This window comes from Allorhizocola rhizosphaerae (assembly GCF_003426775.1).
GTDB lineage: Bacteria > Actinomycetota > Actinomycetes > Mycobacteriales > Micromonosporaceae > Allorhizocola > Allorhizocola rhizosphaerae.
Window position 1 is genome coordinate 1 of the sequence record NZ_QJUG01000157.1, and the last position, 20,404, is coordinate 20,404.

General features: G+C 67.6%; 20 protein-coding genes and 3 pseudogenes. 13 read left to right on the plus strand and 10 right to left on the minus strand.

Features of this window, described 5'->3' with window-relative positions; genetic code table 11:
* Window positions 1-155: 155 nt before the first annotated feature.
* The 4 genes and pseudogenes from DM816_RS28385 to DM816_RS28400 all read right to left on the minus strand — a co-directional run.
* A pseudogene (locus tag DM816_RS28385) lies at window positions 156-349 on the minus strand (IS5 family transposase); the annotation flags it as partial.
* 574 nt (window positions 350-923) lie between these two features.
* Window positions 924-1,145, minus strand: a pseudogene (locus DM816_RS45950) (SUKH-4 family immunity protein); the annotation flags it as partial.
* 136 nt (window positions 1,146-1,281) lie between these two features.
* On the minus strand, window positions 1,282-2,067 hold the full coding sequence (locus DM816_RS28395) for a MerR family transcriptional regulator (protein ID WP_117213456.1): 786 nt from the start codon (window positions 2,065-2,067) through the stop codon (window positions 1,282-1,284).
* Between the two features lie 105 nt (window positions 2,068-2,172).
* Window positions 2,173-3,288, minus strand: coding sequence for a serine hydrolase domain-containing protein (locus DM816_RS28400; protein WP_117213457.1), 1,116 nt, complete (start codon window positions 3,286-3,288; stop codon window positions 2,173-2,175).
* A 118-nt stretch (window positions 3,289-3,406) separates the two neighbouring features.
* On the opposite strand from DM816_RS28400, the gene DM816_RS44710 reads away from it, so the two are divergent.
* Entirely contained in the window at window positions 3,407-3,676 is a 270-nt protein-coding gene (locus DM816_RS44710; RefSeq protein WP_246002340.1) for a hypothetical protein, read from the plus strand.
* Between the two features lie 108 nt (window positions 3,677-3,784).
* Here DM816_RS44710 and DM816_RS45955 read toward each other — a convergent pair.
* The 5 genes and pseudogenes from DM816_RS45955 to DM816_RS28430 form a co-directional block, all read right to left on the minus strand.
* Window positions 3,785-4,126 (minus strand): annotated as a pseudogene (locus tag DM816_RS45955) (VOC family protein); the annotation flags it as partial.
* 23 nt (window positions 4,127-4,149) lie between these two features.
* Window positions 4,150-4,428, minus strand: coding sequence for an SRPBCC family protein (locus DM816_RS28415; RefSeq protein WP_117213458.1), 279 nt, complete (start codon window positions 4,426-4,428; stop codon window positions 4,150-4,152).
* Between the two features lie 103 nt (window positions 4,429-4,531).
* On the minus strand, window positions 4,532-5,617 hold the full coding sequence (locus tag DM816_RS28420; RefSeq protein ID WP_425455280.1) for an NADH-quinone oxidoreductase subunit D: 1,086 nt from the start codon (window positions 5,615-5,617) through the stop codon (window positions 4,532-4,534).
* 59 nt (window positions 5,618-5,676) lie between these two features.
* On the minus strand, window positions 5,677-6,564 hold the full coding sequence (locus DM816_RS28425; RefSeq protein WP_117213460.1) for an SAM-dependent methyltransferase: 888 nt from the start codon (window positions 6,562-6,564) through the stop codon (window positions 5,677-5,679).
* On the minus strand, window positions 6,561-7,121 hold the full coding sequence (locus DM816_RS28430; protein WP_117213461.1) for a TetR/AcrR family transcriptional regulator: 561 nt from the start codon (window positions 7,119-7,121) through the stop codon (window positions 6,561-6,563). The genes DM816_RS28425 and DM816_RS28430 overlap by 4 nt, the downstream gene beginning before the upstream one ends.
* Window positions 7,122-7,235: 114 nt before the next feature.
* Between DM816_RS28430 and DM816_RS28435 the strand changes: the two genes are divergently transcribed.
* The 9 genes from DM816_RS28435 (at window position 7,236) to DM816_RS28475 (ending at window position 14,770) form a co-directional block, all read left to right on the plus strand.
* Window positions 7,236-8,036 (plus strand): MBL fold metallo-hydrolase, encoded by an 801-nt coding sequence (locus tag DM816_RS28435; protein ID WP_117213462.1) that lies wholly within the window; start codon window positions 7,236-7,238, stop codon window positions 8,034-8,036.
* Between the two features lie 53 nt (window positions 8,037-8,089).
* Entirely contained in the window at window positions 8,090-8,278 is a 189-nt protein-coding gene (locus tag DM816_RS28440) for a hypothetical protein (protein ID WP_162907929.1), read from the plus strand.
* Between the two features lie 150 nt (window positions 8,279-8,428).
* Window positions 8,429-9,202, plus strand: a complete 774-nt coding sequence (locus tag DM816_RS28445; protein ID WP_117213464.1) for a Rossmann-like and DUF2520 domain-containing protein — start codon at window positions 8,429-8,431, stop codon at window positions 9,200-9,202.
* A complete protein-coding gene (gene panC, locus DM816_RS28450) occupies window positions 9,199-9,996 on the plus strand; it encodes a pantoate--beta-alanine ligase (protein ID WP_117213465.1) in 798 nt (265 codons plus the stop codon). The genes DM816_RS28445 and panC overlap by 4 nt, the downstream gene beginning before the upstream one ends.
* Entirely contained in the window at window positions 9,996-10,397 is a 402-nt protein-coding gene (gene panD / locus DM816_RS28455) for an aspartate 1-decarboxylase (RefSeq protein ID WP_117213466.1), read from the plus strand. Before panC ends, panD begins: the two co-directional genes overlap by 1 nt.
* Before the next feature lie 40 nt (window positions 10,398-10,437).
* Entirely contained in the window at window positions 10,438-11,298 is an 861-nt protein-coding gene (locus tag DM816_RS28460) for a septum formation family protein (RefSeq protein WP_117213467.1), read from the plus strand.
* A gap of 5 nt (window positions 11,299-11,303) precedes the next feature.
* Window positions 11,304-13,121, plus strand: a complete 1,818-nt coding sequence (locus DM816_RS28465; protein ID WP_425455279.1) for an L-aspartate oxidase — start codon at window positions 11,304-11,306, stop codon at window positions 13,119-13,121.
* The gene (nadC, locus tag DM816_RS28470; protein WP_117213468.1) at window positions 13,103-13,999 is read left to right on the plus strand and encodes a carboxylating nicotinate-nucleotide diphosphorylase; all 897 of its coding nucleotides are present in this window, start codon (window positions 13,103-13,105) and stop codon (window positions 13,997-13,999) included. The genes DM816_RS28465 and nadC overlap by 19 nt, the downstream gene beginning before the upstream one ends.
* Before the next feature lie 3 nt (window positions 14,000-14,002).
* Window positions 14,003-14,770 carry a type III pantothenate kinase gene (locus DM816_RS28475; protein ID WP_117213469.1) on the plus strand — a complete coding sequence of 256 codons (768 nt, stop codon included), beginning with the start codon at window positions 14,003-14,005 and terminating at the stop codon, window positions 14,768-14,770.
* Here DM816_RS28475 and DM816_RS28480 read toward each other — a convergent pair.
* Window positions 14,760-15,467, minus strand: coding sequence for a class I SAM-dependent methyltransferase (locus DM816_RS28480; protein ID WP_117213470.1), 708 nt, complete (start codon window positions 15,465-15,467; stop codon window positions 14,760-14,762). The genes DM816_RS28475 and DM816_RS28480 overlap by 11 nt on opposite strands.
* A 69-nt stretch (window positions 15,468-15,536) precedes the next feature.
* Between DM816_RS28480 and lysS the strand changes: the two genes are divergently transcribed.
* The 3 genes from lysS (at window position 15,537) to DM816_RS28495 (ending at window position 20,319) form a co-directional block, all read left to right on the plus strand.
* Complete coding sequence (gene lysS, locus DM816_RS28485) at window positions 15,537-16,991, plus strand: lysine--tRNA ligase (protein ID WP_117213474.1); 1,455 nt, start codon at window positions 15,537-15,539, stop codon at window positions 16,989-16,991.
* A gap of 48 nt (window positions 16,992-17,039) precedes the next feature.
* On the plus strand, window positions 17,040-17,393 hold the full coding sequence (locus DM816_RS28490) for a histone-like nucleoid-structuring protein Lsr2 (RefSeq protein WP_117213471.1): 354 nt from the start codon (window positions 17,040-17,042) through the stop codon (window positions 17,391-17,393).
* Window positions 17,394-17,790: 397 nt separating this feature from the next.
* A complete protein-coding gene (locus DM816_RS28495; RefSeq protein WP_117213472.1) occupies window positions 17,791-20,319 on the plus strand; it encodes an ATP-dependent Clp protease ATP-binding subunit in 2,529 nt (842 codons plus the stop codon).
* Window positions 20,320-20,404 lie beyond the last annotated feature (85 nt).

Below are 20,404 nucleotides of genomic sequence, written 5' to 3' on the forward strand. Positions count from 1 at the left end.
GCACACCGTCCAACATCCGAGCAGTGAAATCCACCAGCCGGGGCGCTACCCGCTCCAGTTCACCAGTCCTCACACCACAATCTCAGCCAGAACCCGGGTCAAAGTCACGCAACGACACACCTGAACTTAACAAAGTACTACTACTAGAGCCTGTTTCATATGCGGGGTAGCCATTCGTTGATCGCGGCGATGTGCACGGTGACCTCGTAGCGGACGGCGAGCTTGTCGTACCGGGTGGCGATGCCGCGGTTGCGTTTGGGCCGGTTGATGCCGCACTCCACGGCGTGCTGCTTGTAGATCTCGGGTCGAAGGTCGGTGGCCGCCCGCCCCGAGACCCCTTCGGCGGCCGACCCGGCTTGATGCCCACGGGGCAGCTGCTCCAGCGCCGCCCACTGCGCGTCGGTGAGGTCGTGCCGCCTCGTCACCGCCACGCTGGCCACGAGGTCTGGGTAGAAATGTCCTCTGGTCGTTGACTCATCTACGGGAGACCCGTTCATGTCTCCACACCGGACACAACCGAGATCAACTCGTGACCGGCGAAACTGTCACCGAGCTTCTCATACACGACCTATGTTCGTCCGCCTGCAGAACGGTAAGCGTCAGCCGGAGACCGGAAAGTCGTTAGTGCACACAGAACTCGTTGCCTTCCGGGTCGCGCATCACGTACGTCAGCGGACCTCGATCGCATGCGTTTCGATCAACTGCGCACCAAGCCCGACCAGCCGTTGAACCTCGGCGCCCTTCTGATCCGCATCGACATGCACGTCAAGGCACCCGATTCTTAGCGATCTTGCCCTCTGCGAGACGCGGGAAAACGCGGGTGAAGACGCGGCCCACAAACTCCCCGACCCGGGCCTTGTCCGAGCACCTGAAGAGGCATGGCTTCGCCCCAGGGGTGCACTGACACCAGGCACGACTCCGACTTCGCCAGGTAGGTGTCGCCGGGCCGGTGCGGATCGCCGCTCGTCCCGGCGATACTTGCCGTCCTGCGGCTCCGCCGCGAACAGGGTCATGTCGACGATGTCGTCCAGCAGCGGTACACCGCACGAGGTCAACGCCGCCTTCTGTGCGTGCCGGAGGCGCCACCCGGCCACCTCCGGCGCCTCAGCGCGGATCACTCGTCCGGCTCCGGCCCACGCCAACAACGATGAAAGTCGGGAGGGCTTGGGAGGTCGCCTGCTGCCACGGTCAAGAGGCTAGGCGAGGGATCGGACCGTCCCGCACCGGGACGGGCCCTGTGCATTGCGAGTATCGTCTGAAAGGGGCCGGTTCGCTGTGCGGTCAATGGGGGGCGGACCTGGGGATGCGGACGCCGGCGGCGCGGAGTTTGGACTCAAAGAGTGTGGACAGTCGTGCCATGGCCGGGGTCGGCTGGTCGCCGTGGCGGGCGATCATCCCGTAGCGGGCCACGGTGTCGGTGCGGGCCTGCATGCCCGTGACGGTCTTCAGCAGTTCGGGGTCGGCCAGGTAGTGGTCGGCCGCGTCGGCGGCGAGCCGGTCGATGCGAGGATCGCCCGCCTCCCAGGTCGCGGCCTCGGCGATGCGCCTGGTCAAGGCGGTGAGCTTGGGGTCTTTGAGGGCGTGCTCGAACTGGGTGAGGTAGTCGTCGAAGCCTTCGGGGACGAGCGCCCGGGCGAGGATCCAGCCGTCCCTGGTGGCCGCGACCTCGTCCTCGGAGTATCCGACGTCGAGCATGCGCTCCAGCATGTCCACGGCGCGGTCGGGCAGGAGCGCGCGGTCGCCGTTGGCGAGCCGGTGCAGCATGGCGCGCCGCGCGGTGAGCTCCGCGATGCGCTCGTCGAGCTGCTGCTCGACTTGAACGATGGCGGCGGTGAACAGCGCGGGGTCGGATGCGAGAAGAGGCCCGATCTCGGCCAGGGGCACGCCGGCGGCGGCCACGGTCCGGACCCGCACCAGCCTGAGCAGGTCGTCCGATCCGTACCGCCGATAACCCGACGAGTCGCGTTCGGGCTCGGCGACCAGGCCGAGCTTATGGTAGTGCCGCACCGTCTTGATCGTGATGCCGACGAACGCGGCCGCGTGGCCGATCGTGACTCCGTTGCGCATCTGCTCATCCTGCCTTGGGGTTCGGGGGCACCGATCGCCGGCCGGGTGCGGGGAACCGGCCGCGCCGGGCTCGGCAAGCTCGGCGCGGCCCCGGTTCTCAGGGGTTTACGCGGCCTGCCCGCCGCCGAACACCTCGTTGAGGAGCCGATGCTGGGCCTTCTGGAACGCCGCGGCGACAGTGAGGTTCGCGTCGTCCACGCAGTTCAGGGCGGCGGTCAGAGTTTTGGCCCCGTCGGGAGTGGCGTACATGAGCGCCGCGTGACCCACGGAGGCGCCGTTGTGGGAGATGACGGTGGCGCCGTCGTCGGTGGTCAGCACGAAAACCCCCAGCCCGTAGTCCATGCCCGGGATGCCCGTGGCGCGCGTGGTGAACATTTCCTCGCGCAGTTCGTCCGGGAGGAGCTTGCCGCCGGTGAGCGCGGCGATGAACGTGTGGAGGTCCTCGGTCGTTGAGATCATGTCGCCGCCGGCGGAGACCCAGGAAGGGTTCTGGCGGGTGATGTCGACGGTGCGCGGCTCGCCGTCCTCGTCGTACCGGTAGTAGGCGTGGGCGTGCGGCTCAGCGATCTCCGCGTCGTCTGGCACAACGGTGTGCGACATGCCGAGCGGGGTCAGGATCAGCCGCTGCATCTCCTCGGTGACGGTGCGTCCGGTGACCTTCTCTATGAGCAGCCGGGCAAGGACGTAGTTGGTGTTGGAATAGCTCCAGCCCGTGCCGGGCTCGAACCGCGCAGGCTTGGACAGCGCGAGTTCGACCAGTTCCTGCGGCCGGTAGGTCTTGAACCGGTTGTCCAGCCATTCTTTTCCATTGGGGCCGTAGGGCATGGGGATGCCGAGCACGATCGATCCGTCCTCGTAGACCTCGCCGGTGAAGTTGAACAGGCCGCTGGTCTGCTGGAGCAACATCCGCACCGTGATCCGCTCGTCGATCCCGAACTCGGGCAGGTGATCGGTGACCGGATCGTCCAACCCGATCCTGCCCTCGGCCACGAGTTGCAGCACCAGGGTCGCGGTGAAGGTCTTAGTGTTGCTGCCGATCCGGATGTGCCCGTCGGCGGGCGGCTTGGCGTCTACGCTGAGTTCGGCAGCGCCGGCGGCGCCGACCCATTCGCCCTGCTCGTCGTGCAAGCGGACCGTGATCCCGATGATGCCGGGGTCCACGATCGTCTCGATCGTCCGCTGGAGGCGGTCGGCGGTCTGGCTGGAAACGTTGGCGGTCATGGTGGTCCGCTCCTTCGAAGCGCTCGATTCCCCTCGGCGTCCTGCCGATGCGGGAACCTTCCACCTTGACCTCGGGTCAAGGTCAAGCATGACCTGTGCGGCCGCCACGATCGCAACCTTGACCGAGGTCAAGCACCTCGTCCTGTACAGCACCAACCTGGTGCGAATCCCGCCGGAGATCGCGGCGATGGCCAGCCTTGACGTGTTCGAGCCGCACACGTCGCACCGGCTGCACAGGTACCCGCACGAACTGACCAGGTGGGTGGGCTCGGCCCCGGGACAGTACCGTCACCACACGCGTGCTGTATGGCGACATCAAGTTCCGGCCACACACCACCGGGTGCAGATCCACGACGGCGCCGATGCACGAGTACTCACCGGGCCGTAGCACGGCCGCGTTCGTCTTCGACCCGCAACGGTTCGCGGCCCACGAGAAGTTCTTCGTCGAAGACAGCTTGGTTGCCCCACGGGCGACCAACCGGGCGACAACCTCTTCGCGGTCATCCTCGCCGATGCGGACATCGAGGTGAAGCCGATTGTGTTTCCGCCGGGGTTCGGGCGTACCGGTTCTTGGTTCGTCAGGTTTCCCCTCGGGTACCCGTGGAAAGAACAGCCGCGGCTCGATCCCCGCCGGATCACTGCATGCCGCCACCTCTCGGACCGCGGAGCGGCCCTCGATCACGATCCGGTCGTCTGACGGCATCCGGCCATGCGCTACCAACTGGTCGACCGGCATCGAATAATCTTCGACGATAGTGCCGAACACCTGCGCCCAAAATCTGGCCTGGGCGTGCGGGTCGGCACAATCAAACGTCACTGTGTCCTCATGACGCCGCATAGTGCCAAAACCATACGACAGCCTCACGAGCCCGCTTCTGAAACACGGCCTACGACTGCTGCGCGTGTGAGCGCGATCGCCGACCCGCGAACGAATTCCGGACGCTGCCGACCCTGGTCGCGGAATGTCTTGCCTTCCCGCTCGCCGGTGAACGCGGGCGCTCGACCGGTACGAGCTGGCCAAGCAGTCTTGCCTTCCCGCTCGCCGGTGAACGTGATCGGGCTGCCCTCGCGCCAGTCCGACTCGACCCGCGAACCGAAGAATGCCTGGCCGACGGTGTCAGAATCGGTGCGTGCGGCCACACCCGACCCCTGATCCGCATCGATCTCGACGGCCCGCTAGACCCTGGATTGCTCAGCCACGCGTGAGGCATGCCCGCTAATGCGGGCGGGCACGGAAACCCGCCTACTTGTCTATGTCGCCGACCACGAAGAACATCGAGCCCAGGATCGCGATCAGGTCAGGCACGAGGCAACCGGGAAGCAGCGTGGACAGGCACTGCACGTTGGAGTAGGAGGCCGTGCGCAGCTTCATCCGCCACGGGGTCTTGTCGCCCCGCGAGACGAGGTAGTACCCGTTGATGCCCAGCGGGTTTTCGGTCCAGGCGTAGGTGTGGCCCTCGGGCGCCTTCACGACCTTGGGCAGCCGCACGTTGACCGGGCCCTTGATGGTGTCGAGCCGATCGAGACACTGCCGGGCGAGGTCCAGCGACACATACACCTGATCCAGCAGGACCTCGAACCGCGCGTGGCAGTCCCCGGCCGTGCGCGTCACGACCGGCACATCAAGCGAGCCGTATGCCAGGTAGGGCTCGTCTCGCCGCAGGTCGAAGTCGAGCCCGGACGCCCGCGCCACCGGGCCGGACGCGCCATAGGCGGCCGCTTGCGCGGCGGTCAGCACGCCCACCCCGACCGTGCGCGCGAGGAAGATGTCGTTCTTGCGGATCAGCCGGTCCAGGTCGGGCAGGCGCTTTTCGACCAGGCCGAGGGCGTCGCGCGCCCGCGAGGTCCAGCCGGCGGGCGCCTCCGCCTTGACCCCGCCGACCTGGTTGAACATGTAGTGCATCCGCCCGCCGGAGATCTCCTCCATCACCGCCTGCAGGGTTTCGCGCTCGCGGAACGCGTAGAACACGGGCGTGATCGCGCCGATCTCCAGCGGGTATGACCCCAGGAACATGAGGTGGTTGAGCATCCGGTTGATCTCGGCGAGCGCGGTACGCAGCCAGACCGCGCGCTCCGGAACTTCGATGCCCATCAATCGCTCGACCGCCATGGCCGCGCCGAGCTCATTGCTGAACGCCGAAAGCCAGTCGTGCCGGTTGGTGAGCACCAGAATCTGGCGGTAATCGCGCACCTCGAACAGCTTCTCCGCGCCCCGGTGCATGTAGCCCACGATCGGCTCGGCGCTGATCACCCGCTCGCCGTCGAGCACCAGACGCAGCCGCAGAACGCCGTGCGTCGATGGATGCTGCGGCCCGATATTGAGGACCATGTCCGCGCCGAGTTGCTGTGCCCCGGCTCCGGCCCCGACGGTGAGCTCGCGTGTGGTGGTCACTCCGACAATCTAATCCCCACCTCATGCGTGAGCCACCAATGACCGCCCAGCCCGTCGGGATCGAGCAGCGTCCCGGCCTCGCTGCATGCCGCCAGCGCCCGGACATAACCTGAGGGATCCGAACGTGCCAGGTCGAGGGGTGGCCGCCCGCCGTCGACGCCCAACCCCTTCAGCGCCTCTCGCTGCCTTTCTATCCGGTACGGCGTCCCGCCCGCCTCGCCCGCCGAGTCCATCGACACGTGGCAGGTGACGTCCGCGCTGCCGTCGAAGACCACGCCGACCTCGCGCCCGTCCCGGAACGCGGCCAGCGTCGTGTGCGCCGGCCTGGTACCGGATAGATGTCCATAATCGACGGCCAGCGCGAGACCGGCCGACAGCTTGGCCACAGCGGCGGCCCAGGCCTCATCCCGGGTCCGTCCAATCTCGACGATCTGGCCGGGTGCTGGTGCGGGCCACCACCGATCGATCCAGGCAGCGTCCTGCGTGGACAGTGGAGCGCCGTCGTTGAGGTAAACCCCGTCGCACGACAGGTCCAGCGGCACGTTGTCGAGCCATTCCATGGCCAGGAGCACGCCCACGATGCCGTCGGGGATCACCGGATCGTCGAGCTCCACGGCGTGCGGCCGCACCCGCTCGCGCAGCCCATCCGGAAGGGCCGCAACGAGATTGCGCAGCAGCGTGCCCTCGCCCGCGCCCACGTCCACGACGTCCACAGTGGACGGCGCGCCCAGCGCTGCGTCGACCCGTGCCACCAGGCGCGCGATCGCGCTCGCGAACGTCACCGATTGCGAGCTGGTCCGGAAGTGCCGGCCCGGACGGTGGCGCACATAAAACCCGTCGGGCCCATAAAGCGCGCGCTCCATTGCCTCTCGCACGCGTGTCATTCGCCCACACCCATTGCCAGGGTGGTCATGACGCTCACGGCGTCCCTATTGGACAGTCCCTGCGTTACGCACAGGGAGCGCCACGTCCAGAACGAAACCGCATGCGCTACAACGGCTCGCAGCTGCTTGCCTTTCGCCCCCGGGAACGGTTCGAGCAGGATCGCGGTGTGGAGGCGCTCCTGCTCATCGAGCGCTCGGCGGTGGGCGTCGGGCAGCGCGGCACGATCGCGATGGACGAGCGTCAGCATGGGCTCTCCGGCACGATAGAAGCGGTAGAGGTCGGCGAGCCCGGCGCGCATGCGCTGCGCGGGATCGGCGACCCGGGTCCAGGCGTGCGGGTCGGGCAGGTCCTGCTGTGACAGCCAATGCGCGGAGCAGGCGTCGAACAGCGCTTGGTCATCGGGGAAGTGCCGATAGACGGTCAGGCGCGTGACGTTGGCGAGCGCGGCGATGCCCGCGATGGTCGTCGCCGCCGGGCCGATGGAGCCGTGCAGGTGGACGGCGGCCTCGATGATGCGCTGTCGCGTCTGGTCGACCCGCTCGGCGCGCTTGCGCATGCGGTACGGCCGCGATTTCGGTGAACTTAGGTGTTCATTCAACTCTTGACACCGCTTTTCTTCAGGAGTTTCACTGAACACAAGTGTATTGCGAAAGCGTGGAAGGGGCGAACCATGAATGTCCATCGGCTGGGGCGTGACGTGAGCGTCCTCAACGACCAGGCGCCGGTGCCGGGCCTCGGTTTCCTGCCCGTGAACGCGTTCGTGTTGCACGCCGCCGAGGCGGTGGTGGTGGACACGGGGCTGAGCCTGCCGGGCAAGGCCGACGACTTTCTGGATCGGTTGAGCACGGTGATCGATCCGAAGGATGTGCGGTGGGTCTGGCTCACGCACCCCGATCGGGACCACACCGGTGCGCTGTTCGAACTGCTGGCGGCGGCGCCGCAGGCACGTCTGGTCACCACGTTTCTGGGTGTGGGGCTGTTGTCCTGCCAGTGGGAGATGCCCATGCACCGGGTCTATCTGCTCAACCCGGGGCAGGCGCTCGACGTCGGGGATCGCACGCTGACCGCGTTCCGGCCACCGCTGTATGACAGCCCGGCAACGGTGGGCTTCCATGACAACCGGTCGGGGGTGTGCTTCAGCTCCGACTGCTTCGGTGCGCCGATGGCCAGCCCGGAGCTTGCCGCCTCGGGCGACGTCGGTGCGGTCGCGGCCGACGACCTGCGCGCCGGACAGCTGCTTTGGGCCGCTGTGGACAGTCCTTGGGTGCACATCACTGACCGCGGCGGATACGAGGACACCATCCAACCGTTGCGGGCCATGGACCCGTCGATGATCCTCAGCACTCACCTGCCGCCGGCGATCGGCCGCACGTCGGAATTCGTCGACATGCTTGTCAACGCACCCCGGGCCACACCCTTCGTCGGGCCGGATCAGCGCGCCCTGGAGGAGACGCTCGCCTCCATAACGTAGACAGACCGGCCGTTCGTCGCGGGTTGTGCGGGCTCTACGGTCCGGCGCATGCCGTGTCGCCGGCGCACGCGCTCGACTCCGAAGGGCGCCCGAAGACAGAGGCGCCACCGCCGTTCGATGACGACGCGGGCGGGGACGCCGACGTCGACGACCCGGCGAGCGCGGGCGGAGCGGCCGATGTCGAGGGCCTGACCATCTTCGCCCTGCACGGGATGCCCGAATGGCCTGCTCGTGGTGCATGACGGCGACGCACTACCCGGCCAAGAGCGCCCCGCGACCAACGTCAAGTACGTTCCGTTGGGAGGTTAACTTCCGCACAGTTCTCTGGGCGAGATCGGTGTCCCGGTCGCATACTGGCGTGCGACCGGTACCCCACTGACGAGGACTGGATCATGATTATTGGTGTCATCGGCGCCGGCCGGGTCGGCGCTGTTCTGGCCGCCGCCTTCGAGTCGGCAGGCCATGAGGTCGCATTCGGCGCCTCCCCGCGAGCGGATCTCATCCTGATCGCCGTGCCCGACGACGCGCTTGCCGACGTTGTCCAAGGGCTCGACGTGCGCCCCGGCCAGATCGTCGCCCACACCTCAGGCGCGCACGGACTCGAAGTCCTGCGGGCCGCCACCGAGCGGGGCGCCCGCCCGCTGGCCCTGCACCCCGCCATGACGTTCACCGCAAGCCACACCGACCTGGCCCGGCTGCCGGGCATCTCGTGGGGCGTGACGGCACCCGACGACCTGCGCGCCACAGCCGCGCGCCTGGTCGCCGACCTCGGTGGCGTGCCCGAGTGGATCGCCGACCACCATCGCGCGCTGTATCACGCGGCCCTGGCCCACGGTGCCAACCATCTGGTCACGCTGGTCAACGAGGCCGCCGACCGGCTGCGCGACGCGGGTGTGGTCCGGCCCGAGAAGGTGCTCGCACCGCTGCTGGAAGCAGCGCTCGAAAACGCCCTGCGGATGGGCGACAACGCTTTGACCGGCCCGGTGTCGCGGGGCGACGCGGGCACGGTGGCCCGGCACGTGGACGTGCTCGCCCACACCGGTTCGCTGCCCGCATATCTCGCGCTGGCCCGCCGCACCGCCGACCGGGCCATCGCCGCAGGCCGGCTGCGCGCCACAGAGGCCGAAGCCCTGCTCGATGTCCTGGCTGCCGAGGTCACGCGATGACCAAGCTGGTGACAACCGCGCCTGTTCCCGAGGGCCCCGGCCGCACGGCCGTGGTCATGACCATGGGTGCCCTGCACGACGGGCACGCGGCGCTGATGCGCGCGGCACGCAAGGATGCCGACTTCGTGATCGTCACGATCTTCGTCAATCCACTGCAGTTCGGCGCGCACGAGGACCTGGACCGGTACCCCCGAACGCTTGAAAAAGATCTTCAAATCTGCGAAGCGGAGGGTGTCGACATCGTCTTCGCCCCGAGCGTTCGCGAGATATACCCGGACGGCACCCCGCAGGTGACGATCCACCCCGGCCCGCTCGGCGAGCAGTTGGAGGGCGCGGTGCGGCCCGGCCACTTCGCGGGCGTGCTGACCGTGGTGCTCAAACTGCTCCACCTCACCCGCCCCGACGTCGCGTACTTCGGCGAAAAGGACTACCAGCAACTCACGCTCATCAAGCGGATGGTGCGCGACCTGTCGCTCGACGTCGAGATCGTGGGCGTGCCGACCGTGCGCGAGCCGGACGGTCTCGCGCTGTCGAGCCGCAACCGCTACCTGTCACCCGACGAACGCCAACTCGCGCTCGCGCTATCGCGGGCCTTGAACAAAGGTGCGACCCAGCACACGCCGGATGCGGTGCTCGCCACAGCGGGAAAGGAGCTCACCGGGTTGAGCGTTGACTATCTCGAGCTTCGCGATCCGCGGCTCGGCCCCGCGCACAGCGGTCCGGCCCGGTTGCTGGTCGCGGCGCGCGTCGGAACCACCCGGCTGATCGACAACATTGAGGTGGAGCTGCACTGATGTTCACCAGGACGATGTTCAAATCGAAGATCCATCGGGCCACCGTGACCCAGGCCGATCTGCACTACATCGGCTCGGTCACGATCGACTCCGATCTCCTGGACGCGGCCGACCTGCTGCCGGGCGAGCAGGTGTCCATTGTGGACATCACCAACGGGGCGCGCCTGGAGACCTACGTGATCCCCGGCGAGCGCGGCTCCGGCATCATCGGCATCAACGGCGCCGCGGCCCACCTGGTCCACCCCGGCGACCTCGTGATCATCATTTCCTACGCGCAGATGGACGACGCGACGGCACGTGCCTACGTGCCCAAGGTGGTCCACGTCGACGCGGACAACCGCATCCTCGCGCTGGGCAGCGATCCGGCCGAGGCGGTCGCCGGGATGACGTTGGTGCGATGAGATAGGCTCGCGTTCCACTCAACTGGGGGAGGGTCGCGAGATGCGATGGAGGCTTGGCCGTGCGCTGGCGGCCGTGACGCTCGTGGGAGTCTCCGGATGCGCCAGCACCAACCTGGTCGACGCGTGGCCCGCCATGGCCGAGCCGACCGGGTGGGAGCCGCAGGCGGGAGTGTGCACCGACGCGTACTCGGAGTCCAGCCCGCGCGGCAGCTACAAACCATTGGACTGCAACGCTTCCCATGGCTACGAGACGGTGCACGTCGGCAAGTTCACCGGTGACGCCGCCGCGCTGAACGCCCCGCCCGGCGCCACCAGCCCATATCGCGCTGCCGCGTGGGGTGAGTGCGACACCAAGGCCACCGAATATGTCGGCGCGCCGTGGCGCGACGGCAATGTCTGGATCGCCGTTTCCCTGCCGTCGACGGGCGCCTGGGAGGGCGGGGCCCGCTGGTTCCGCTGCGAGATCGCCGTGACCTCACACGAACTGGGCGACATCAAGTCCACGACGAAGTCCCTCAAGGGCGCGCTCGCGGCAGGTTCCGACCTGCTGCGTGGGTGCTATCAGGTCGGCAAGGAGGACGACGCGCCGTGGGTCCCGGTCGCGTGCGACCAGCCGCACAACACGGAATATGTCGGCTCGTTCATCTCCAATGATTCATATGATGCGGTACGAGACAATCTCTCCGCGGTGCACGACAAATGCCGCTCGCTGATCGCGGCTTACGTGGGCGTGCCCGACGACGGAAACATGAAGTACCGCACCGGCACCTACTATTCGCATCCGTCCAAAGCGGACTGGAACGCCGGCGACCACGGCATCCGTTGCCACCTGTGGCTGAACGACAAGACCCTGCGTTCCTCGCTCAAGGGCGGCGGCACGAAGGCCCTGCCGATCAATTAGGGGCGATGAGACGTAGCCCATATGAACTTCCGGTGACCGCGCGGTTGACTGTTCCCGTGGATCTGCCTCAGTTGCCGGCCCGGCTGCCCGCGCGCGAGCCGAGCTGGTTCGAAGAGACCGACGTCGTGGTGGTCGGCTCCGGCATCGCCGGGCTGACCGCGGCCCTGCACCTGCGCGAGGCCGGGCTGCACGTCACCGTCGTCACGAAGGTCAACATCGACGACGGATCCACCCGGTGGGCGCAGGGCGGCATCGCGGCCGTGCTGGATCCATTCGACACGCCCGAGGCGCACGCTCAAGACACGATGGTCGCGGGGGTCGGGCTGTGCGATCCGGCGGCCGTGGACGTATTGGTGCGGGAGGGGCCCGACCGGGTGCGCGAGCTCATCAAGATGGGTGCCGCGTTCGATCGCCATCCCGACGGCCGGCTCATGCTCACGCGTGAGGGCGGCCATCACGCCAACCGGATCGTGCACGCGGGCGGCGACGCCACGGGCGCCGAGGTGCAGCGGGCGTTGCATGCGGCCGTGCGCCGCGACCCGTGGATCCGGCTCGTCGAGCACGCCCTCGTGCTCGATCTCCTTCACTCGAAAGAGGGACGGGCGTGCGGTGTCACCCTGCACGTGCTGGGCGAGGGCACCGAAGACGGCGTGGGAGCGGTGCTCGCGCGGGCGGTCGTGCTCGCGACCGGTGGCATGGGTCAGATCTTCGCCGCGACCACGAACCCCTCCGTGTCCACAGGCGACGGCGTAGCGCTCGCGATCCGGGCCGGCGCGGCGGTCACCGATCTGGAGTTCGTGCAATTCCACCCGACCTCGTTGTGGTTGCCCGGCAACCGGACGGCACAGCAGCCACTGGTGAGCGAGGCCTTGCGCGGTGAGGGCGCGCATCTGGTCGACGCCGACGGGCGCAGGTTCATGGTGGGCCGGCACGAGCTGGCCGAGCTCGCCCCACGCGACATCGTGGCCAAGGGCATCCACCGGCAGATGCTCACCGACGGGACCGACCACGTTCACCTCGACGCTCGGCATGTGCCCGATCTCGCGACCCGATTCCCGACCATCACCGCATACTGCCGGGCCGCCGGGGTAGACCCGGTCACCGATCTCATCCCGGTGGCGCCGGCGGCGCATTACGCGTCGGGTGGGGTGCGCACGGACCTGTTGGGGCAGACCAGCATCGCGGGGCTCTACGCGTGCGGCGAGGTGGCGTGCACCGGCGTGCACGGGGCCAACCGTCTCGCGTCCAATTCGCTGCTCGAAGGGCTCGTGTTCGCCCGGCGGATCGCGCTCGACATCGCCAAAGAGCTTGCGCCCCAAGCCGATCCCGTGCTGCACGACACCCGCACGGCCAGGCGGGGGCTAGAGGACGGCTTGGGGCAACGCCCACGGAGCGGCAGCGGAGTGTTAGGGGCAAGCCCCTTGCCGGAGGACACGCGGCAACGCGGTCTACCGCGGGCGGGTGGCCGAGGCGAGACGCCTGCGGCCATGAAGCCCAGCTTCACCGCGCCCGGCCCCGAGACAGCCGCCGCCCGTGAGGCGCTGCAGCGGGCGATGACCCGCGGCGCGGGTGTGCTGCGCAGCGCGGAGTCGCTGGCACAGGCCGCGGCCGTGCTCGACAAGACCACCCCACGCGATTGGGAGCTGGACAACCTGCTGACGGTCGCGAGCGCGCTCGTCGCGGCAGCCTCAGCCAGGCGCGAGACGCGCGGCTGCCATTGGCGCGAGGATTACCCCTCAGACGACCCGCAGTGGCGCGGCCATCTGCTCGTAGGGTTGGACCCGCACGGTGAACTGACCCAGACATGGGAGGCTATGGCGTGAGGGAACGCACCGCTTTGTTGTTGCGTGAGCAGGGGCTCGACCCGCTTGACGTCAAGTGGATCGTGGAGAACGCGTTGCGCGAGGATCTGGGGCCCGAGCACCTCGACATCACCAGCGACGCGACCATCCCGGCCGAGCAGACGGATGTGGCCGACGTGGTGGCGCGGTCGCCCGGGGTGCTGGCCGGGCTGGCGGTGGCTGCGGCGGTGTTCGAGTCGGCGGGGCCCGGAGCGCAGGTCGCGCTCTTGGCGCGCGATGGCGCAACCATCGAGCGGGGCGATCTGCTGGCCACCGTGACCGGGCCGACGCACACCATCCTGGCCGCCGAGCGCACGGCGCTCAACCTGCTGAGCCGGATGTCGGGTGTGGCGACGCACACCCGGGCCTGGGTGCGGCGGCTTGCGGGCACCAAAGCGCGCGTGCTCGACACCCGCAAGACCACGCCGGGCTTGCGGCCACTGGAGAAGTACGCCGTGCGCGCCGGAGGGGGTACCAACAAAAGAATGGGTCTTTATGACGTCGCGATGATCAAAGACAACCACAAGCTCGCGGCGGGATCCATCACGGCCGCCTTCGAGCGGGTCCGCGCCGGCCACCCGAAGGTCGAGATCCAGGTCGAGGTCACCACGCTCGACGAGGCCAGGGAGGCGGTGGCGGCCGGCGCGACGTTCTTGCTGTGCGACAACATGACCCCGGAGCAGCTTGAGCGGGTCGTCGAGGCGGTGGGCGACCGCGCCGAGCTGGAGGCGACCGGCGGGCTGACCCTGGAGCAGGCCCCGGAGTTCGCGGCCACGGGCGTGGACTATCTGTCGGTCGGCGCGCTCACCCACTCGTCCCCTATCGTGGACATCGCGTTGGACCTGCGCACCCGGAGCTGACACATGCTGCTGTGCATCGATATCGGCAACACCAACACGGTGCTGGCCACGTTCGACGGCGACAAGATCGTGCACTCCTGGCGGGTCAAGACCGACAGCCGGAGCACCGCCGACGAGCTGGGCCTGATGTTTCGCGGGCTGCTCGCCAACGACAGCGTCGAGCTGACCGGTGTGGCCGCGTGCTCGACCGTCCCGGCCGCGCTGCGGTCCCTGCGCACCATGCTCACGCGTTATTACGGCGGCATGCCGACCGTGATCGTGGAGCCGGGGGTCAAGACGGGCGTGCAGCTGGCCATCGACAACCCCAAGGAGGTCGGCGCCGACCGCGTGGTCAACACGCTTGCCGCCTTTACGCTCTTTGGCGGTCCGGCCATTGTCGTCGATTTTGGTACGTCGACCAACTTCGACGCCGTGAGTTCGCGCGGTGAGTTCATGGGCGGCGTGCTCGCGCCCGGCATCGAGATCTCCGTTGACGCGCTGGCCGCCCGTGCCGCTGCGCTGCGCAAGGTGGAGCTGGTCAAGCCGCCCCGCGTGATCGGCAAAAACACGGTCGAGTGCCTGCAGTCCGGGGTGATCTACGGGTTCGCGGGCCAGGTCGACGGCGTGGTCGACCGCATGATCGAGGAGCTGGGCGGCAGCGTCACGGCCGTTATCGCCACGGGCGGCCTGGCACCCGTCGTCATGGACGAGTGCCGGACCATCACCCATCACGAGCCGATGATCACCCTGATTGGCCTGCGCCTCGTCTTCGAGCGCAACCTCACCGCTTGAGGGCCCGCATGACCTCGGTGGTGTACGGCATGTCGAAGGTCTCGCCGAGTTCTGCAGTCAGGTCGCGTACCTTCTGCAAGATCTCCTCCTGCCGCTCGGGCGGCGACACGATGAAGTAGGACCGCGACTTCACCAGTTCGCACAGCCCGTCGGGGGTCTGCGGCACCGAATGCTTGAACAGAGCCGTCTCGATCGGCGTGAACAGCGGCCCGAAGTCCTCCGCCGCGCCCGACTCAACGGGATTGCGCAGGATGTCGTCCAGCTTGATGGTCCACTCTCGGTCGAGGTCGCGCGTGTTCCACATTGGAGCGAACACCCCGCCCGGCTTGAGCACGCGGGCGATCTCCGGGTGCGACCGGTCGGGATTGAACCAGTGGTAGGCCTGCCCCACGACCACGACATCCACGCTCGCATCCGGCAGCGGGATCTCCTCGGCCGACCCGGCGAGCGCGGTGACGCCCGGTGTCACGGCGTCGAACCGAGCCCGCATCCCCGGGTCGGGCTCCACGGCCACCACCTCGTGGCCAAGCGTCATGACCGCGCGAGACAGCAGGCCGGTCCCGGCGCCGAGATCGAGCACTCGCCGGGGCTGTGTGCCCAGCACCCATTCGAGTGCGGCACGGGGATAGGTGGGCCGGACCCGGTCGTAATGCTCGGCGACCGAGCCGAAGGAAAGCCGATGCGCGTCAAAATCCATGCTCGGTAGGCTAGTCACGTGTCCGACGCTTCCGACGATCTCCAAGAGCAATCCGAGCTTCCCGAGCAGATGCGCATCCGCCGCGCCAAGCGGGAGGCCCTGCTGGAATCCGGAGCCGAGCCCTATCCGCTCGGTTATCCGCGCACCGCGACGCTGAAGGAGATCCGCGACAAATACCCGGAGCTGCCGATCGACCACGCGACCGGCGACAAGGTCGCGACGACCGGCCGGGTCATGTTCGTGCGCAACACGGGCAAGCTGTGTTTCGCGACACTGCAGGACGGCGACGGCACGCAGCTGCAGATCATGCTGTCGCTCGACCGGGTGGGCGCTTCGGCGCTGGATGAGTGGAAGCGTCTGGTGGACCTCGGCGACCAGGTCGGGGTCACCGGCGAGGTGATCAGCAGCAAGCGGGGCGAGCTCAGCGTGCTCGCCGACGCGTGGGCGATGACCGCCAAGGCGCTGCGCCCACTGCCGGTGGCGCACAAGCCGCTGAGCGAGGAGACCCGGGTCCGGCAGCGCTACGTCGACCTGATCATGCGCCCGTTGGCCCGCGACATGGTGCGGACCCGGGCCACCACGATCCGCAGCCTGCGTGATTCCTTCCATAGCCGCGGCTATGTCGAGGTCGAGACACCCATGCTGCAGACCCTGCAGGGCGGCGCGTCGGCGCGTCCGTTCGTGACTCACGCCAATGCGCTCGGCACGGAGCTTTTCCTTCGCATTGCCCCGGAGCTATATCTCAAGCGGTGCGTGGTCGGCGGCATAGACAGGGTATTTGAGATCAACCGCAACTTCCGCAATGAGGGCATCGACTCGACGCACTCGCCGGAGTTCGCGATGCTCGAGTTCTATCAAGCCTATGCTGACTATGACTCCATGGCGACTTTGACCCGTGAGGTGATTCAGGAGGCGGCCTTTTCGGTCTACGGTTCTCATGTCGTCACTCATGCCGATGGCACGGAATTCGACCTCGGCGGAGAATGGCGCTCCGTGACCGTGTTCGGCTCGCTTTCCGCGGCGCTCGGCGAAGAGGTGACCGTGAGTACACCTTACGAGCAGTTAATCCGCTACGCCGAGAAGCACGATTTGGCGGTCGACCCCAAATGGCTTCCGGGCAAGCTCGCCGAGGAGCTCTTCGAGGAGTTGGTGGTTCCCTCGCTGCAGGCCCCGACATTCGTGCGCGACTATCCGGAGGAGACGTCGCCCCTCGTGCGGGCGCATCGCAGCGACCCCGGCCTGGTCGAGAAGTGGGATCTATACGTGCGGGGATTCGAGCTCGGCACGGGCTATTCCGAGTTGGTCGATCCGGTCATTCAACGGGAGCGTTTTGACGCCCAGGCGAAGCTCGCTCAGCGTGGCGATTCCGAGGCAATGCCGCTGGACGAGGACTACCTCCGCGCGTTGGAGTACGGGCTCGCGCCGAGCGGCGGCGTCGGAGTGGGAATAGATCGCCTCTTGATGGCATTCACCGGCCTCGGTATTCGGGAAACAATATTGTTCCCCCTGGTCCGGCCGGAATAGCGTGGTCTATTCTATGGCGGTTCACCAATAAATGTGGAGGGGAATCGCATGGCCAGGCGCGAAATTGTCGTGCTGCAGGATGACCTTGACGGGTCGGAGAAGGACGTGCGCACGGTGAAGTTCGGATTCGAGGGCGCGCATTACGAGATCGACCTCGGGCCGAAGAATTTCGACAAGCTCGCCGAGGCACTCGCGCCATTCATGAAGGCCGCGCGCAAGGACGCCAGCGCCCGGCGCGTGGCGGGGCCGACGGCTCGGACCAAGAACCTCTCGGCCGCCGAGCAGCGGGCGTTCAACCAGCGGGTGCGGGAGTGGGCCAAGTCGCAGAAGCAGAAGGTGAGCGAGCGCGGCCGGGTGCCGGCCAAGCTCATCGAGGCTTACCACGCGGCGGGCAACAGATAGCAGTGCCGCATGGCCGCGGGCGTCTCGCCTCGGTCGCTGCGGGGTGAGCGGTCGGCTCGGGTCGGCGTGACCTCCGGCAAGGGCCTTCCCCGTCACACTGCGTCTGCGCTACGCCGGCGAAGCCCCAAGCCGCTCTCGCGCCCGCCGGGCCGAGGTGGGTTTCGCTCTGCGCGTAGCGGTCGATACTGCGGAACACGAGCGCACGCGGCAAGGTTGGCAATAACGCCCCCGAAGAAGCGGAAGGTGGGAGATTATGTCCCGCTAAATCCACTTCTGTGCCGACGGAACGTCACTGGTCGGTTACCAAACGGTGTCCGGACAGCTGTTTCCGGCGCGCGGAATCTATCGGTGGGTGGCGTTAGAGTGAGTGAAACAGCTTCGCTGGTGAGGAGCGGGAATGTTCGAGCGGTTTACCGACCGGGCGCGTCGGGTTGTCGTCCTGGCCCAAGAAGAGGCCCGGATGCTCAACCACAACTACATCGGTACGGAGCACATCCTGCTCGGCCTTATCCACGAGGGTGAGGGCGTCGCAGCGAAGGCGCTGGAAAGTCTCGGCATTTCGCTGGAGGGTGTGCGCCAGCAGGTAGAGGAAATCATTGGCCAAGGCCAGCAGGCGCCGAGCGGGCACATCCCGTTCACGCCGCGGGCCAAGAAGGTGCTTGAGCTGTCGCTGCGTGAGGCGCTGCAGCTCGGCCACAACTACATCGGCACCGAGCACATCCTGCTCGGCCTGATCCGTGAGGGCGAGGGCGTCGCGGCCCAGGTGCTGGTCAAGCTCGGCGCGGATCTCAACCGCGTGCGTCAGCAGGTCATCCAGCTGCTCTCGGGTTATCAGGGCAAGGAGCCGGCCGCCGCGGGCGCGACCACCGGCACGGGCGAGGGTGCGCCTTCGACCAGCCTGGTCCTCGACCAGTTCGGCCGCAACCTGACCCAGTCGGCCCGGGAGGGCAAGCTCGACCCGGTGATCGGCCGTGAGAAGGAGATCGAGCGGGTGATGCAGGTCCTGTCCCGCAGGACCAAGAACAACCCGGTGCTGATCGGTGAGCCCGGTGTCGGCAAGACCACCGTGGTGGAGGGGCTCGCCCAAAAGATCGTCAAGGGTGAGGTGCCCGAGACCCTCAAGGACAAGCAGCTCTACACGCTTGACCTGGGCGCGCTGGTGGCGGGCTCGCGCTACCGGGGTGACTTCGAGGAGCGCCTGAAGAAGGTGCTCAAGGAGATCCGCACCCGGGGCGACATCATCCTGTTCATCGACGAGATCCACACGCTGGTCGGCGCGGGCGCGGCCGAGGGCGCGATCGACGCGGCGAGCATCCTCAAGCCGATGCTGGCCCGCGGCGAGCTGCAGACCATCGGCGCGACCACGCTCGACGAATATCGCAAGCACCTGGAGAAGGACGCGGCGCTTGAGCGCCGGTTCCAGCCCATCCAGGTGGGCGAGCCGTCGGTGGCGCACACCATCGAGATGCTCAAGGGCCTGCGCGACCGCTACGAGGCGCACCACCGGGTGACCATCACTGATGCCGCGCTCGTGGCAGCCGCCAACCTGGCCGACCGCTACATTTCCGACCGGTTCCTGCCGGACAAGGCGATCGACCTCATCGACGAGGCGGGCGCGCGGATGCGCATCCGCCGGATGACCGCCCCGCCGGACCTGCGCGAGTTCGACGAGAAGATCGCCCAGGTGCGGCGCGACAAGGAGTCCGCGATCGACGCGCAGGACTTCGAGCGGGCGGCGCAGCTGCGCGACCGGGAGAAGACCCTGCTCGGGCAGAAGGCCGAGCGGGAGAAGCAGTGGAAGGCGGGCGACCTCGACGTCGTGAGCGAGGTCGACGACGAGCAGATCGCCGAGGTGCTGGCCAACTGGACGGGCATCCCGGTCTACAAGCTCACCGAGGAGGAGACATCCCGGCTGCTCCGCATGGAAGACGAGTTGCACAAGCGCATCGTCGGCCAGGAAGACGCGGTCAAGGCGGTGTCCAAGGCGATCCGGCGCACGCGGGCCGGTCTGAAGGACCCGAAGCGGCCGTCGGGGTCGTTCATCTTCGCGGGCCCGTCCGGCATCGGGAAGACCGAGCTGTCCCGGACGCTGGCGGAGTTCCTGTTCGGGTCGGAGGATGCGCTCATCCAGCTGGACATGTCCGAGTTCCACGACCGTTATACGGTGTCGCGGCTCGTGGGTGCGCCTCCCGGATACGTCGGTTACGACGAGGGTGGCCAGCTCACGGAGAAGGTGCGCCGGCGGCCGTTCTCGGTGGTCCTGTTCGATGAGATCGAAAAGGCTCACCCGGACGTGTTCAACACGCTGCTGCAGATCCTGGAGGACGGGCGGCTCACCGATGGGCAGGGTCGCATCGTCGACTTCAAGAACACGGTGATCATCCTGACCACCAACCTCGGCACGCGTGACGTGGCCAAGGCGGTCTCGCTGGGCTTCCAGAAGTCCGAGGACGCCGAGTCCAACTACGACCGGATGAAGCAGAAGGTCAACGACGAGCTCAAGCAGCACTTCCGGCCCGAGTTCCTGAACCGGATCGACGACACCATTGTCTTCCACCAGCTGTCCGAGCCGGAGATCCTCCAGATCGTGGACATCATGATCAAGCGGATCACCGAGCAGCTGCGCAACAAGGACATGGGCCTGGAGCTCACCGACAGCGCGAAGAAGTTCCTGGCCAAGAAGGGTTACGACCCGGTGCTGGGCGCGCGGCCACTGCGCCGCACCATCCAGCGCGAGCTGGAAGACACGCTGTCCGAGCGGATCCTGTTCGCCGAGCTCAAGCCCGGGCAGAACGTGCTGGTCGACTGCGAAGGCGACCCCGATCAGGTCGAGACCGCCAAGCTGGTCTTCACCGGTTCGCAGCGGGCCGGTGGGCTGGAGTCGGAGGCTGAGGCGGAGGCTACGGCGGCGGTGGAGGCTGCTTAGGAAGTCGTCTGTCTGCTGTCTGTGGTGGCGCCACTCGCTTTTGGGCGGGTGGCGCCATTGTTTGTTTGCGGGGTGGGTGGGGTGG